The sequence below is a fragment of the Pseudenhygromyxa sp. WMMC2535 genome (genome assembly GCF_011083025.2).
The window spans coordinates 15,191-30,939 of record NZ_JABJWV010000003.1 but is presented as its reverse complement, the minus strand read 5'-3'; the positions used below and the strand labels follow the sequence as shown (position 1 = coordinate 30,939).

The 15,749-nt window shown below is 71.6% G+C and carries 11 protein-coding genes; 3 read left to right on the top strand and 8 right to left on the bottom strand.

The features are described from left to right. Positions 1-56: 56 nt before the first annotated feature. From G6O69_RS37095 to G6O69_RS37085, 3 genes are all read right to left on the bottom strand, one after another. Positions 57-1,223: a phosphate acyltransferase gene (locus G6O69_RS37095; protein WP_172306476.1), complete on the bottom strand. Its 1,167-nt coding sequence runs from the start codon at positions 1,221-1,223 to the stop codon at positions 57-59. Positions 1,224-1,372: 149 nt separating this feature from the next. Then, the gene (gene rpmF, locus G6O69_RS37090) at positions 1,373-1,558 is read right to left on the bottom strand and encodes a 50S ribosomal protein L32 (RefSeq protein WP_172306475.1); all 186 of its coding nucleotides are present in this window, start codon (positions 1,556-1,558) and stop codon (positions 1,373-1,375) included. Between the two features lie 80 nt (positions 1,559-1,638). Then, complete coding sequence (locus tag G6O69_RS37085; RefSeq protein WP_172306474.1) at positions 1,639-2,340, bottom strand: DUF177 domain-containing protein; 702 nt, start codon at positions 2,338-2,340, stop codon at positions 1,639-1,641. Positions 2,341-2,565: 225 nt separating this feature from the next. Here G6O69_RS37085 and G6O69_RS37080 point away from each other — a divergent pair, with 225 nt between their 5' ends. Together G6O69_RS37080 and G6O69_RS37075 are read left to right on the top strand one after the other, a co-directional pair. Further along, positions 2,566-6,474 carry a hypothetical protein gene (locus G6O69_RS37080; protein WP_172306473.1) on the top strand — a complete coding sequence of 1,303 codons (3,909 nt, stop codon included), beginning with the start codon at positions 2,566-2,568 and terminating at the stop codon, positions 6,472-6,474. Positions 6,475-6,618: 144 nt separating this feature from the next. Next, positions 6,619-7,161 (top strand): hypothetical protein, encoded by a 543-nt coding sequence (locus G6O69_RS37075; RefSeq protein WP_172306472.1) that lies wholly within the window; start codon positions 6,619-6,621, stop codon positions 7,159-7,161. Between the two features lie 15 nt (positions 7,162-7,176). Here the strand turns inward: G6O69_RS37075 and G6O69_RS37070 are convergent, their stop codons facing one another. Both G6O69_RS37070 and G6O69_RS37065 read right to left on the bottom strand, forming a co-directional pair. Beyond that, the gene (locus tag G6O69_RS37070) at positions 7,177-9,831 is read right to left on the bottom strand and encodes a serine/threonine-protein kinase (RefSeq protein WP_172306471.1); all 2,655 of its coding nucleotides are present in this window, start codon (positions 9,829-9,831) and stop codon (positions 7,177-7,179) included. A gap of 500 nt (positions 9,832-10,331) precedes the next feature. After that, positions 10,332-11,192, bottom strand: coding sequence for a peptidylprolyl isomerase (locus G6O69_RS37065; RefSeq protein WP_217909923.1), 861 nt, complete (start codon positions 11,190-11,192; stop codon positions 10,332-10,334). A gap of 255 nt (positions 11,193-11,447) precedes the next feature. Between G6O69_RS37065 and rpsT the strand changes: the two genes are divergently transcribed. After that, a complete protein-coding gene (rpsT, locus tag G6O69_RS37060) occupies positions 11,448-11,738 on the top strand; it encodes a 30S ribosomal protein S20 (RefSeq protein WP_172306470.1) in 291 nt (96 codons plus the stop codon). Positions 11,739-11,899: 161 nt separating this feature from the next. On the opposite strand, the gene holA is transcribed toward rpsT, so the two are convergent. The 3 genes from holA to G6O69_RS37045 are packed head-to-tail and all read right to left on the bottom strand — an operon-like array spanning position 11,900 to position 15,727. Further along, positions 11,900-12,991: a DNA polymerase III subunit delta gene (gene holA, locus G6O69_RS37055; RefSeq protein ID WP_172306469.1), complete on the bottom strand. Its 1,092-nt coding sequence runs from the start codon at positions 12,989-12,991 to the stop codon at positions 11,900-11,902. Continuing rightward, the gene (locus G6O69_RS37050) at positions 12,988-14,397 is read right to left on the bottom strand and encodes a TRAM domain-containing protein (protein WP_172306468.1); all 1,410 of its coding nucleotides are present in this window, start codon (positions 14,395-14,397) and stop codon (positions 12,988-12,990) included. Before G6O69_RS37050 ends, holA begins: the two co-directional genes overlap by 4 nt. A 55-nt stretch (positions 14,398-14,452) precedes the next feature. Next, entirely contained in the window at positions 14,453-15,727 is a 1,275-nt protein-coding gene (locus tag G6O69_RS37045; RefSeq protein ID WP_172306467.1) for a hypothetical protein, read from the bottom strand. Positions 15,728-15,749 lie beyond the last annotated feature (22 nt).

Below are 15,749 nucleotides of genomic sequence, written 5' to 3'. Positions count from 1 at the left end.
TTGAACGCGGTCGTCGTCTGCTCGTTCATCACGGGTTCGCTCACTGGTCTGGCGGTCTAACGTTGGACCCGAGCGTCGTCGAAGAGCCCCTGGTGATCGCCCAGGGCTCCGGCGAGGGCCTCGCCGAGCTTGCGATCGTCGGCTTGGCGCGCCATCAGCAAGGCGTTGACGAGCGCTCGTGGTCGAGACGCACCGTGGCAAATGATGAGCGTCCCGTCGACCCCGATCAGCGGCGCACCGCCAGTGGAACTAGGATCCACGCGCGCCTCCAGGGAGGACAGCGCGGACGCGATCGCAGGTGAGAGGGATTCACCGCGCAACTGCTCGCGCAGCATCGCCGACCAGCTGACCATGGCGCCCTCGCCGAGCTTGAGCAGCATGTTTCCAGTCCAGCCGTCGCAAACGGCCACGTCGCAGGTGTCGCCAAACACGGCCCCCGGCTCGACCAGCCCGACGTACTCGAAGGCCGCGCTCGGCCAGCGTTGGAGCAGCTCGTGGGTCTGCCGGGTCAGGGCCGTGCCTTTTCCCGGCTCGCTCCCGTTGCACAGCAGGCCGACCTTGGGCCGCTCGATCCCCGACGCGACCCTGGCGACGACCGCCCCCATCACGGCAAACTGCACCAGGTTGAGGGGACGACAGTCGACGTTGGCGCCGGCGTCGAGGACCAATGTGCGATCCGAGCTGCCCACTTGGGGTGCGGCGGCGTTCATGCTCAGGCTCACCCGGGGAAAAGCCGTGAGGATCGCGGGGCGATCGACTCCGGAGATCCGCCCGAGGCGAAAGAGCCCCGCGGCGAGGAGCGCGCCCGAGCTTCCTGCGGAGACGATCCCGGTGGTGGCGCCCGACGCGACGCGATCCACGGCGACGAGCATCGAAGACGCCGGCTTGGCGCGAACGGCCCGCGCGGGGCTCTCGTCCATGGTGATCTGATCCGGCGCGTGGACGATCGCCACGCGCTCGGCGAGCGCGGCCTCGAGCGCGGCGAGGCGGGCGTCATCGATGGCCGCGGGCTCGGCTTGGATCGGCCGATCCAGGCCCGACTCGAGCTCCAGGCCCGCAGCGCGAGCCCGCAGCACGCGAGCCAGGCCAGGTTCGAGCAGCGCCCGATCCCCGACGAGATCCAGGCTCAGGCCGGCCTCCGCGGCGAGGACCGCCGCGCGCAGCTCGACCTCCGGGCGGAGGTCGGTCCCAAAGGCGTCGAGGCTCAGGCGGGCGGGGCTCATACCCGACATCATGACCCGATGTCCGCGATGGGCACAGGCGCCCGGGCCCTACACGAGAGCCCGATCTCGGCCCGAAGAACCAATACAAATGGCCGCGCTCAACGGGATCCCCCGAACGCGGCCAGCTGGGCTCGCAGGCGAGCCGGTACCTAGTCCTGCTCGACCTCGACGACCTGGCGGCCCTTGTAGAACCCGCAGGCCGGGCACACGCGGTGGCTGAGCATCAGCTCCTCGCAGTTGGGGCAGGGCGAGAGCACCGGCGCGCTGCGGCGGTCGTGGTTGGCGCGACGCATGTCGCGTCGGGACTTGGACTTACGCTTCTTGGGGACGGCCATGGGGGCTCCTCGGGGGGCGGATTCTGAACGGTTAAGAGAAAAGATGGAAGAGCGCCGCTGCCTTTTGACAGCGAGGCAGCTCACGAAGTGGGTGGTTTCCCACCCAGCTTGGACAGGGCGCGCTTCCACGGAGTGTCAGCGCCTTCATCGTCGCGGCCGTCGAGGCGCTTGCCACAGCTGGGGCAGCGCTCGTCGTCGCTCTGCTCGCCCTGGCTGGTGCCAGCGGCGACGTTGAGGTTCGCGCCGCAGTGGACACACAGGCCGCGGCAGGCCTCGCCGCGCTCACACAGCGCGCGCATCGGGTAGGTCAGGAGCACCTGCTCGGCCAGCAGCGCGCGGAGATCCACGACGTGCCCCTGGTAGCCGATCTGATCGAGCTCCTCGCTCTCGAGGGGATCGATGTCGTCATCGTCCTCGCTGCCGCCCTCGACCTGGGCCCACACGCGCAGGCGCTCGGCCGGCACGTAGGTCACGCAGAGATCTCCGACCTCGGCGCCCACGTCGACCTTGGCCGGGTCGAGGCAGCGCGCGCAAGGCACGGTGTAGTCCAGCGCGACGCGCCCGCGGACGAGGACCGTGCGATCCGACTGGATGTCGATCTCCAGCCGCGCCGTCCCGGCCTCGCCCACGCTCGCGTCGGTCCCGGACAGGGCCTCGGCGATCCACGCAGGGCTGAGCTCCGCCTCGCGCTCGTGCCGGCCCTCTTCGAGCTGGTCGAGATCGAGGATCAGCGCGTCGTCGCTGGGGGCTTGCGCCTTGCCGAGGTCGTGCGAGTCGGACATTCGAAGGGGGCGGTCTAGTACAGCGCGGCAGAGGAGACAAGACGTCGACTCGAAGCCCTGCGCACGGAGGCGAGCGCACGAACTGGGGCCAACTCGCGGCCAATGCGCCCCGCCCGCCAGATCTGGCCCAAGCCGGTCGCTTCGCATACCCTCGCGCGACTTCGGCCGGCCAGCTGTCTACGCGCGCAAGCCAATCCGCCAGCGCCGGTCCGCCCTCCCCCTTCGATGAGCCTGCGCCCACGCATCCGCCCCCGCCGAGCCGCGGACCCGAGCCCCGATCCTCGCCGACAGGCCTGGCGTCCCCGTGCCCTCGCCTCGGCCCTCTCCCTGCTCGCGGCCGTGGGCCTGACGACCCTCGCCCCCAGCGAAGCCGATGCCGCCGGACCTGGCGGCGTCGATCTCGACGGCCGCACCTTGGGTCACGGCGGGAGCTCGCCCTTCGATCAGCTCGTCGCCCCCCTGGCCGGCCCCTCCCCTGTGCTCAGCGCCCCGCCTGGCGCAGGCGCGACCATCCCCACGCGCCCCGAGCCGACGCCCGGCGCCGCCGAGGGTGAGGGTGACGAAGAGGAGGTCGACGAGGACGACGCGCTGCTCGAGCAGCCGCGCGGCGACGCGGAGGACGAGGAGGACGCCCCCAAAATCGAGCTCGAGCTTCAGACGCCCGAGCTGCTCAGCAAGCGCACGATCCCGCCCTTTTGGCTGAAGCGCGACTACGACACCCACACCACGACGGCGCTGACCTTCCCGCCGCTCTACGTCCACCGCAAGCCCAAGCTCGACCACCCCGAGAAGCTCGCCCACTGGGACCTGAGCTTCACCATGGCCTACTACGCCAAGCGCAAGGGCAAGAAGCGGTGGATGAACCCGCTGGTGCTCTACTTTGGCGGGTTCTCCGAGCACAAGTCGGTGTGGGCGGCCATCCCCTTGCTGATGGGCTACCGCCGCGTCGGCGAGCAGTTCAACTTTGGCCAGTTCCCGCTCGTGTGGTGGTGGGGCAACAAGTACGTCAAGAACCTCTTCGTCTTCCCGCTGCACTTCCACAAGAAGGCCCCCGACCAGCTCTTTGGCGTCTCGGGCCTGCTCGCCTGGTACGGCAACCGCAACCTCGACGACGACAACGTCGACAACGATCGTCGCCACTTCGTGTTCGCGCCGGTCTACTTCCGCTTTCAGCGGGGGCTCAAGACCATCGACGCCAGCCCGCTCTACTTCGGCGGCAAGAACCTGGCCAAGGGCACCTCGCACCGCACCTTGCTGCCTTTCTTTCACTGGCAGAGCCGGGAGTTCGGCAACCGCAAGGAGCTGTGGACGATCCCCTGGGTGCAGCGCTCGGACGCGGCCCGCGGCAAGTCGGCGTGGGCGATCCCGCCGCTGCTGACCTTCCGCGATCGCAACCCCGAGCGCGACCTGATGTCGTTCACGCCGCTGGTCTGGCGCCACCGCGATCTGATCCGCGAGCGCACGACCTGGGTCGCGGGCATCGGCGGATCGATCAGCGATCCCGATCAGCACATCTCCTGGGGCGCCCCGCTGTGGTGGCGCTTCGCCGACCGGCGCAATGATTCCTCGCTGAGCATCCTCGCTCCCCTGGCCCTGTGGCGGCGCAGCCCCGAGCGCTTCGCCATGCACAGCCTGGCGTTCTCGTTTTGGCGCGAGCGCAGCGGAGGCGGAGGCGGCGGCTCGCTCCCGCTGCTGACCTGGGTGCACCACTCGCCTCTGCGCAGCCGCCAGTTCGTGCTCGGCGGGGTGTTTTGGCGGTTCAACAACCAAGATCCCCTGGCCACTGGCGCCGTCGATCCCGCGCACGCCCGCAGCGCCTGGGGCGTGGGGCCGCTGGTCTATCGCAGCAAGCTCGGCCAGGAGCGCGCGCGCTTCGGCGTCCCGCCGCTGCTGACCTTCGCGGGCCGCAACGGCAGCAAGCGCTACCAGGTCGTCACGCCGCTGTTCTGGCACGTGCGTGACCGCGACCCCGAGCACCAGCACGACTCCTGGGTGCTCGGCCCCTACTACTTCCAAAAGCGCGCGACCGGCTTCCGCACCGGCCTCCCGCCCCTCTTCGTCGCCGCCAACGACGAGCGCTACCGCTACGCGGTCATCCCCGGCCTGCTCTTTGGCCACGTCGAGGACAAGGTCGAGCAGACCGAGCGCACGATCTGGCCGCTCTTCGTGCGCACAAAAACGCCGACCAGCCGGGTGCTCGGCGCCGGGCTGATCGCCTGGGACGTGCGCCGCGATCTCCCGGCTCCTGGTGGAGTCGAGGGTGGAGTCGAGGGTGGAGTCGAGGGTGAAGCCGCGACGATCCGCCAGCGCGACTCGGTGCTCTTCCCGCTCTACTACCGGCGCCAGCGCGGCGAGCAGACCCTGCACATCACGCCCCTGGGCGGCGCCCTGCGTCGGCCCGATGGCACCACCTGGCTCGGCGCCCTCGCCTACGGCTTCGAGCGCGAGGACAAGCGCGGCGGCGGCCTGCTGCCGATCATCCACCACGAGCGCCGCTTCACCGACGGCCAGCAGACCGGCGCGACCACCTCCGTGTTCCCGCTCTTCTTGCGCGACCGTCGACCCGAGCGCGACCTCGACGTGTGGACCCCGCTGGTCTGGCGGTCCTCGATCCGCGGGGAGCGGCCGCGCAACAACCTGGCGGTCGTGCCCTTCTACTTTGGCCAGCGCCAAAAAGACGGCGTCGACGTCGACGCCAGCTTCTTCATGTTCTGGTCCCGCGACCGGATCCGCCAGACCCACACCCTGGTCGCCGGGCCCTTCTACCACCGGCTGACCCGCGAGAAGCTGATCACCGGCTTCGGCCCGCTGAGCTACTGGGAGGACTCGCCCAAGCGCCGGCTGCTCGTCGTCCCGCCGCTGATCGTCAGCCTCGAGAACAAGCTCAAGCGCGAGCGCACGACCGTGGCCCTGCCGGTGTGGTTCGACCGCGTGCAGGCCAACGGGCGCCGGGTGTGGATGGCCTTCCCCTTCGTCGTCGGCACCCACGGCAAGAACGACTTCACCAAGGCCGGCGTCGCCTTCCCGCTGTTCTACGACATCCACCGGCTGCACAAGAACTACCGGTTCACCGGCGTCGTCCCGCTGCTCTTCCGCTACCAAAAGGGCGGCTTCCAAAAGGACGACGACCCCGCCGATCGCTACACCCTGTGGGGCAGCTTCCCGCTGTTCTTCTACGGCAAGGACGGCAAGGGCCGGCGGACCCACTCGGCGCTGGCGCTGTACTGGGCCGAGCGCAGCCCCGAGGGCTTCAAGTTCTTCACGCTGCTCGGCGGCGCGGCGCAAAAGCCCGGCAAGGAGCTGACCTGGTACGCGCCGCTGATCTACCGCAAGGTGACCAACGAGCAGCACACCACCTTCGCGTGGCCGATCTTCGCCTACCACAAGGGCTACCGGAAGGATGCCCAGGGCAAGCCCTACAAGGACATCAGCACGACCTGGGTCCTGCCCCCGCTCTACATCGGGCGGCACAACGAAGATCGCAGCTGGTGGCAGTCGACCCTGCTCGTGTGGCAGTTCAAGCGTCCGCACAAGGTCAGCACCGCCGTGGTGCCGCCGATCTTCTTCCTGCAAGACAGCTACAAGCAGCGCCGCCTGCACTGGCTGCTGCCGCTCTACGTCCGCGACAACAACATCGGCAAGGGCGAGGCCTGGACGGCGGTCATCCCCGGGCTCTTCGTCCGCCACCACAACGAGCGTCACGACAACGCGGTCCAGTTCCCGCTGCTGTGGCACTTCAACAACGAAAAGCGCCGCGTCTCGATCGGCGCCTTCCTCTGGTACGACGTCCGCGTGGCTCGCAAGCAGACCTCGACCCAGGTCGTGCCTGCGCTCTACGTCCGCCGCGACACCCCCGAGAAGCACACCCAGGTGATCGGCCCCGGCCTCGCCACCTGGACGCGCGAGGGCGAGGGGCAGCCGCCCGCGCTACACTGGCGCGCGCTCTTTTGGCTGATCGGCGGCGGCAACGAGGACGGCAAGCGCTACATGTGGCTGTTCGGCGCCAAGATCGAGCTCGAGCCCAAGGCCCTCGAGCCCCGCAAGCAGCGTCGTCGCAAGCGTCGCGTCAAGAGCCAAGGCGAGGACGAGGCCGCGCGCAACGAGGCCATCGAGGCCCGCTACCTCGAGCTGTGACCGGCAGCCTTGCCGGCTGACGCGGGGCACGGCCTCGGCTGTCGCCTCGCGCCCACGGCCGGGTCGCTGCGGCCCCCGAGGCCGCGGTCGAGACGGCCGCGCGGGGGCGCCTTCGCGGGCCTTTGTCGCTACATGAAGGTCTCCATGACCATCAAACACGACATCAAGCACCCGCGCTGGCTGGCCGCCCTCACCCTCAGCTTGGGCCTCGGCGCCCTGCTGCCCTCGCTCTTCGCTGAGGCCGCCATCCCGGCGCAGACGCCCCCCGATCGCTGCGCCGAGCTCGACGCGTACGGCTACCCGGCCTACTGCGAGCCCACCGGCCCGGATCTCGCGCCCTGGTGGGGAGACGAGGTCTGCTGCGACGGGGCGGACTGCGTCGAGCCGTCGCTCTCGGGCTGTGGCGAGCGCGAGCCCTACTATTGCGACTACGCCGAGGTCCACCCCGACGGCTCGCTGACCTGCATGTGGGAGGCGCCCGCGTTTTGCGAGGTCTTCGACTGCCCCTTCGAGCAGGTCGAGCTGCCCCCCGAGGCGGTCCCCGTGGGCTGGCCGCTGTGCTGTTACGGCCTCGAGAACTGCTACGACTCCATGGGCGGGCCGTGCGGCGGCGTGCTGATCTACTGCTACAGCGCCGTGACCTGGGAAGACGGCGTCGTCGAGTGCCTCGACGCCAGCCCAGCCTAGACCAGCATCAGGCGCTCACTCTCGGCCGCCCACGAGCGGCGTGGAGGCGCGCGGCTCGGCGCACACGCCTTGCCGCAAGGAGACGAGCAGGGCCTCTCGCAAGGAGCCCTGCTCGTCGCCTCGGGCGAGGGGCAGCGCGCCCTCGAGCTCGCGAGCGAGGCCAGCCAGGCGCTCCGGTGAGCGGCGCTCGAGGATGAAGCTCAGCCGCGCGAAGGCCTCCCTGGCCGCGTCGTGGGCCCCCATGCCCGCCGCCGCGAGGACCTCGAGGCGCAGCGGATCGACGAGCTCCGGCGCGTCGAGGCCATAGAGGGCCTCGCCCTGGACGCGGGCCCAGTGCGCAGAGGCGAAGGCCGAGGCTGGGTCGTCCACCTGCAGCTGCGCCCGCGCTCGGACCACGGCCGCCTCGCAGGCCAGGCGCCGGCGCGGGCCGTCGTCGAGGTGCTCGAGGGAGGCGTCCGCGACCTCGAGGCGACGCAGCGCGGCGCGGGGATCCACGGGCACGAGGGCGCGGCCACGCTCGATCTCGGCCTCGACGCGGGCGCGCTCGTCGAGCGCGGCACGGCCGAGCAGCGCGCCGACCTGCGCGTCGTCGCTGAGGATGCGGTGAGCCAGCGCCGCGGGCAGGCCGGCGCCTGGTCGCTGCGCCTCGGCCTGGGCGGCGGACAGGCGCAGGCGCTCGACGTGGAGCTCGACGTGGAGCTCGAGGCCGTCTGCCGCCAGCGCCTCGGCCTGCGCCAGCGCCCGCGAGAGGATCTGCTCGGCGCCCCCGAGATCGCCCTCTTCGGCGACCAGGCGAGCCCGCCAGCGCTCGCCGCCGAGGCGCTCCTCGGCCCCGAGCAGCAGCCCCCCTCCCCGGGCCAGCGTATCGACCCGCGCGAGCTCGCGGCGGGCCACCCCGAGGGCCCCAGTGCGCACGGCCAGCTCGAGGCGCAGGCTCGCCGGCCCCACGCTGGGAGCGGCCCGCCAACGCCCGCCGGCCACCACCGCGGAGGCCCGCCTCCGCTGCGCGCTGGCGGGGCCCAGGCAGCGCGCCGGCGGCTCGAGCTCGAGGAGCAGCCTCCGGCCGACCTCCTTGCTGCCCGCGGCCTGCTGGAGCAGCTCCAGCGCCGCGATGAAGCGCCCTCCCTCGCGCTCGAGACAGCTGACCACCGCCGGATCCGGGCGCTCGCACAGCGACGGCCACAGCGCGGCCCAGTCTCGCCCCCAGCGCGCGAAGGTCTCGCTCTCGATCCCCGCGCGGCCCCTCCCCTCGTCCACGAAGGCGACCTGCCTCACCACCGCCCCCTCCGCCGCGATCACCCGCGCGTGCGCACGACACTCGGCCGCCTGGACCCGCGGCGCGAGGGCCCCGACCACCGCGGACAGCACGGCCGCGGCCCCAGCCCCGGCCAGCAGGCGCGGGCGCAGCCGTCGCCAGCGTCGACGAGGACCCTCGACCTTCTCGAGGGCCTCTGCGAGGGCCGCCACGCTGGGCCAGCGCTGCCCGGGGTCCTCCGCCAGGCCGCGCTGGAGCAGCCCCTCCAGGCGACGCGGCGTGCCCCGGGGCGGGCTGCCCCGAGCGACGCGGCCCGTGGCCAGGCAAGCGAGGAGCGCCTCGGCGCCGCCCGGAAAGGGGCGCACGCCAAAGAGCGCCTCCCAGGCGGTGACGCACAGGCCAAACTGATCGGCCCGGCCGTCGACCTGCGCGCCCAGCAGGCGCTCTGGCGCCATGTAGGGCAAGGTCCCGCCCGTCGGCGCGGCTCTGTCCTCACCCGGGGCCTCCCCCGGCTCTTCACGCCGAGCGACCTGCACCGAGGGCTCGCCACCGGCGGGGCCCCGCGCCTCCACGAGCGCCTGAAACAGGCGCCAGTCCCCCGACTCCGACGGCTCCAGGCCCAGCTCCACCCCCGACGCCGCCATGGCCACGAGTTCGCCGACACGCCGCCCCCCGCGAGCCCCCAGCCCGACGTCCAGCCCGACGTCCAGCCCGGGGACCTCGAGCCCCTCGAGCCCCTCGAGCCCCTCGAGTCCCCGCGGCAGGCCCAGGCCGCGTCGCGCCTCCTGATGGGCCAGACCAAAGTCCGCGACCCGCACCCGCCCATCTCGCCCGATCAGCACGTTCCCCGGCTTGATGTCACCGTGGAGCAGCCCCGCCTCGTGGACCGCCGCCACCCCGCGGCACGCCGCGACCAACACCGCCAGGGTCTCCGACCACGCCCGCGGCCGCTCCTCCAGCCACTGGCGCAGGTTTGGCCCGTCGACCAGCTCCATGGCGATATAGACCAGGCCGCCGCAGCGGCCGACGTCGTAGACCGCCACGACGTTTGGGTGGGCTATCTGCGCCAGACACCGGGCCTCGCGCAGAGCCACGGCGCTCGCCCGATCGCAGGTCAGCACCTTGAGCGCCACGGTCCGCTCCAGCTGCGGGTCCCAGCCCTCGAAGACCTGCCCCATCCCCCCGCGACCCACGCAGCCGCGCAGCTCGAAGCGGCCCAGGCGAAGCGGGCCAAACGAGGCGGGGGAGCCGGGCGAGGCCTCGAGCTGCACCCGGAGCGCCTCGAGGGCCCCGAGCTCGGCCAGAACCCCGTCCCCCTGGCTGTCTCCGGGGCTGTCTCCGGGGCTGTCTTCGGGGCTGTCTTCGCCGTGCCTGGGGATCATCGTCGAGTGCTCGGGGCTCGAGATGGTGCGCAATGATCACCTCGAGGTGTGGCGACTCAGTATGTTGAGACTCGCTCGGTGAGTAAAGCGATGTGCGGCGAGTTCGAAGAGACTCCTGGCCCGATTCCGGGACACGTACATCACGCCCGCGACCGACCGACAGACGCCTCCCCGAGGGTGGCCAGAACAGCACGATCTCCCAATTTAAGTGCAGCGCACAACGTGAGATTGGTCGTCAATTCGCGATTCAGGCAAATAATACCACTCTGACCAAGAATATAATCATAGCAAAATGAGACCACGCCAATCACCCAAACCAGAACATACGCATAGAGGCATCGAGAACATCATCGATGCGACTCACCGCCGCCACCAACCCGCGCGAGATCGCCCATCGGCCGCATCCGGATTTTTTCCTGCCCGAGGTCGAGACGATCTCCCGTGTCCAGACCTCGGGACACCTCGGCCCGACCTCGACAACGCAAGCGGCCGCCAGCGACAGCGCGCCAGCGGCCTCGACTTCGCGCCCGCGCTCACTTGGCCGGGGGCCGGCGGACGATGCGGATCGTCTCGATGATCTCGTCGTCCACGGGCTTGTCGTTCACACCCACGGCCACGTTGGCGATGGTGTTGGCCACGTCCACGCCGGCGGCCGTGCAGCGGCCAAAGACCGTGTGCGCGCCGTCGAGGTGGCCAACGGGCTCGAGGACCACGAAGAACTGGGCGCTGCCCGTGGCCGGGCCCTTGTTGGCCATGCTCAGGGCGCCGCCGTCGTGGCCGAGCTCCGGGTGGATCTCGTCGGGGATCACGTAGCCCGGGTTGCCGCGGCCCGTGCCCGTGGGGTCGCCGCCTTGGATCATGAAACCGGGGATGACCCGGTGGAAGGTGGTCCCGTCGTAGTAGGGCTCGCCCTCGATCCACTGGTCGAGATCGCTGTCGTACCAGGGGCGCAGGCCCCGGGCGAGGCCGACGAAGTTGGCCACCGTCGAGGGCGTGAGCGCCTCGAAGAGCTTGCAGTCGATCACCCCGCGGGGCGTGACGATCTCCGCCCACAGCTCACCGCTGCCCTCGATCCCCGCGAGCGCGTCCTCGAGTTCGAAGAAGCCATCGACGGGATCTCCCTGGGCCTGGTTGAAGGCCAGGATCTCGTCGAGGCTCATGCCCACGGGCGGCTCCTGGCCGCGCTCGAACTGTGGCTCGGGCGGCCCGGCCTCGCCGTCGCCGGCCTTGCCACCGCCGCCAGCCTTGCCACCGCCGCCCTCTTTGCCGCCCGCCGCGACCGCTGGACCGGGACGCCCCGCGCCCTGCGGCCCGCTCGGCTCGGCCTCGACATAGTCCGCCTCGCCGGGCAGCGGCGGCGGCGGCGTGAACACGCAGGCAGACGTGAGCGCCACCACGGCCACCACAGAGGAGTGCGTCCCCCCCCGCGCGCGACCGAAAACGCGACCAAAAGCGCGACGAGAGGCGCGCACGTGCGCGCGAGGGCAGCCCTGAGAAGGGGACGGCATCGACGTCCGAGGGTGAACGCAGGGCGGCGCCTTGACAAGCCCCCCCAGACCGGCCAAAAAGTGCGGCCTTCTGCTGGCGCAACGAGCCCAGCGAGGCGAACACGAGCGAGCCAGGCGAGACAGCCAAGAGCGAGACAGATTATGGCGAACCATAAGCAGGCCGAAAAGCGCAACCGTCAGCGGATCAAGCGGCGCTCCCGCAACCTCCTTCACCTCAGCACCATGCGGACCTACATCAAGCGCGTCCGCCGTGCCATCGACGACGGCGACCTCGAGGTGGCCAAGAGCACCCTCCCCACGGCCCTCAAGGCCATCGGCAAGGCCAGCTCCAAGGGTGTCATCCACCAGCGCACCGCCTCCCGCTACAGCTCGCGGCTGACCCTCGCCGTCAGCCGTGCCGAAGCCGAGACCGCGGCCGAGGCCAACGCCTGAGAACGCCCTCCTCGCTCGTCGACGAGACCCACCTGCCCTTCGTGGCGGTGGGTCTTTGTCATTGGTTGGCTCCCGGTCTGGCTCCAGCCACCCACGCTTGGCGCTAGCTTCCTGCCGAGATCCCCTCGCCCGGAGCTCTCAGGGGCCCTTCAGAGGCTCTCTCAGCGGCGCGCGTCGACCCCAGGCAGGGCCTGGCAGGTGTCGAGGATCCACCGCTGGAGGGCCATGTAGGGCGAGTGGTAGGCGAGCTTCGAGCCGCCCTTGAGATCCGCGTCGAGGCGCGCCAGGCCGGCGTAGGCGGCCCGTAGACGGCGCTCGTCGAAGCGCCCGGCCTGATCCCGCAGGCGCTTGACCACGTAGGGCTTGATGTTGAGGGCCGCCGCGGGATCGTCGGCGAAGGCCGCCGTGCACAGCCTGCGCATCTGCCACAGCAGCAGGCCGAGGAGCTTCATGGCCTGGCCGGAGTCGCGCTCGCCGGCGTGGAACATGCGCGCGAGGATCTCCAGGGCGCGCACGTGATCCCCCGCCCCGATCGCGTCGGTGAGATCGAAGGCGCTGGTCTCCCGGGTCGCCGCGACCACGGCCTCGACGTGCTCGCGCTCCACCGCCTGGCCGCCGGCGAAGGCCGCCGCGCGCTCGAGCGCGGGCAGGAGCTCGGACATGCTCGGGCCCACGGCCGAGACCATGGCGTGGGCGGCCTCCATGCTCAGCGCGAGGCCGCGGTGCCGAGCCTCGTCACGCAGCGCGGCCACGGCCTCGTCGTCCCCCGCGGGCGCGAGCTTGAGCTCGACCACGGCCTTGGCCTTCTTGGCGGCCTTGACCAGCTTGGAGGTGCCCTTGAGCCCCGCGCTGGTGATCAGCAGGACGGTGCTGGGGTTGGGCGCGTCGAAGTAGGCGATCAGCGCGTCGATGGCCTCGTCACGCTTGGACTCGAGCGGCTTGGCCTCACCCTCGAGGTCCTCCGCCCGGCGGTGGCGGCCAAAGTCCTCCGGCGAGCTGAGCTCGACCAGGCGCCGCGGGCACATCATGGGGACCTGCTCACAGGCATTGAGCACCTCGGCGGCCGCGTGGACGTAGGGCGCGTCGAACTGCTCGTGGTTGAAGGCCTCCATGCCCGTGGACACGCCGCCAGGGCGCAGCGCCGCCTCGCGGATCGCCGCGACCACGGTCTTGATGGCCGCCGAGTCCTCGCCCCACAGCAGGTAGACCGGCGCGAGCTCGCCGGCCGCGAGGGCCTCGAGCAGGCGCTTCACCGCCCTGCCCCGCTCCTATCACCGCTACGCTCCCCACTACGCTCGACAGTCGCAACGACCTCGACCTCGGGGGTCATGGGCATCATGTCGAAGACCCGCACGTCGACCAGACGCAAGCTGGCGTCGGCGGCGAGCATGGCCTGGAGATCCCGGGCCAAGGTCGCGGGGTCACAAGACACGTAGACCACCCGGCGGCGGACGACCTGCGCGAGATCCCGCGCCGCCTGCTCGCCGATGCCCGCCCGCGGGGGGTCGAGGACGATCACGTCGTAGGGGCGATCGCCCTCGGCGAGCTTGGCCAGCAGGCGCTCGGCCTGGGCGCGCTTGACGTTGACCGACAGCCCCCAGCGCTCGACGGTGCGCTGGAGCGTGGCCACGGCCTCGCGGTCGGCGTCGCTGGCCCAGACGCGGCGACCGACGCGGGCGAGGACGCGGGAGAAGTTGCCCACGCCAGCGTGGAGCTCGAGGATCCGCGGGCCCTCGGCCGAGCCCGAGCCCGCCGCCGCGGCCATGTCCGCGACGTGCTCGACGAGGGCGTGATTTTGCGCCGCCTGGGCCTGGCTGAAGGTGAAGGGGCCCTGGACCACGGGCAGCGTCGCCGAGCCGGGCACGCTGTCGAGCTCGAGCCAGGTCTGGCCGACGCCGTGGCGCCCCCGCCCACCGCGAAGCTGGACGCCGAGGAGCACCGGGGCCTGCTCGTCTTGCTCGGCGGCCGCCTGCGAGGCCTCGATGACCGCGCGGATCGCCGCCTCGAGCTCGGGATCCGGACGCACCCCCGGCAGCCCGAGGACGACCTCGCGGCCGTTGGACAGGCCGAGGATCTCGCCCGTCGAGGGCAGCCAGGATGCCCACGCCCGGGCCTGCTGGAGCGCCCAGTCCAGGGCCGCGTCGAGCACCAGGCAGCGCTCGCAGTCGACGACCTCGCGGGAGTGGTGGCCAAAGAAGCCCAGGCTGAGGCCGCCCGGCGTGCGGGTGTAGTGCATCCGCGCCCGGCGGCGGTAGCCGAGGGCCGAGGGGCTGGCGACGATCGTGAAGTGTGGCCCCTTCGGCGGCAGCGGGAGCCTGCGCAGCTGGCCCGCGACGATGCCCTGCTTGAGCTCCGCCTGGGCCGCGGGCGCGACGTGCTGCCAGCTGCAGCCGCCGCAGCGATCGGCCAGAGGACAAGGCGGCTCGGCCCGCAGCGGGGCCTCGCTGGCCGCGAGCAGCTCGACCACGTGCCCCCGCAGCCAGCGCTTGTGGCGGGCGTCGATGGCCACGCGGACCAGCTCACCAGGGAGGGCGCCCTCCACGAAGCAGACCCGGCCTTCGGGCTCTCCCTCGCTGTCACGGGGCGCCTCGACGCGCCCCACCCCCTCACCGCCGTGGGCGAGATCATGGATACGAACAGTCAAGGTCGCGTCGTTCACCGACCGCGGACGTTAGGCGATCGTCGCCCCGAGGTCCAGGACCGCGACCCGGCGCTCACAGCCACCCCGCGAGGCCCACGAGCAGCGTCGGCGCGACCACGCGCGAGTCCAGATACTCGCTGCGCGCGAGCACCTCGCCCGACTCGTCGCGGAACTCGAGCACGTAGTCGTAGTCGATCAGTGACACGCGCAGGCCCACGGCCACGAAGAGCGACAGCGGCGGGCGCACCAGCCAGTCGAGCTGAAGCCGCGGCTCGACTGCCGGAACCACGCGCAGCGCCCCGGCGATGGCGACCGAGTGCTCGGCCTGGAAATCGACGGCCGAGCGCTCGACCAGCTCCACGACCGCGCGCAGCTGGGCGTCGACGGCGAGGCGCGAGCTGGTCCACACGTGCTGGTAGCCGGCGGCGAGCGCGAGGGGGAAGCGCCGAACCCGGATATCGGCGAGGCCCGCGTCCGAGGGGTGCGCCAGCAGCTCGCGGTAGGGCTGCGTGATCTGGTAGCTCAGGCCCAGGTGCGCGCCGGCGGGAAAGCGCACGCCCACGCCGAGCTCGCCGCCGCTGTCCCAGGGTCGCTCGCGCGCCCAGGTCTGACCGATGTAGCCGAGCTGCACACGCGCGTGCACGCGGTCGGCGAGCAGCTCGCGCTCGCCTCGATCGCCTCCGTCTCGCTCGCCTCGCTCTGCGCCCTCTGCCTGATCTGCGCCCTCTGCCCGATCTCCACCCTCTGCCCGATCTCCACTCTCCCCCTCGCCCTGCCCCTGCTCTGTCCCCATCGCTGCCTCACCCTCCCCCGCGCCTTCGAGCTCCGCCTCGACCATCACCAGGCGGCCCGAGATCAGATCCGTGACGAAGTGGCGAATGATCACCGCGGCCGTCTCCATGCCGGCCTCGTCCGCGGCACGCACGCTGCGGCGCAGCAAGATCGGCGGACGCGGGGCGTCGAGATCCGCGACGAGGTAGACGGCCAAGGTCCCCGGATCGGCCTCCGGCTCGAGCCAGATCGCCGCCAGGGCCCCGCGCTCGCGCAGCGCCACCTCGACCTCCGCCAGGCGCGCGTCGAGGTCGATCCGCGGACGCATCTGCGCGACCTCGAGGCGCACCGCCACGTCGTTGAGCTCGGTCCGGACCGCGCGGCGCAGGTCCTCGCCGCGCGCGTCGTCCTCGATGGCGAGGACGATCAGCGGACGCGCCTCGAGGGTGTCCGGCTCGGTGTTGGGCTCGGTGTTGGGCTCAGTCGTGGGACCAGCAGCCGGCGCAGCGTCGACCGCCGCCCCAGGCGGGCCGGCCAGCACACTCCAGGCCCACAGGGCCGCCCACGCGCCTCGCACTCGCTCAGCCTACGGCACAACC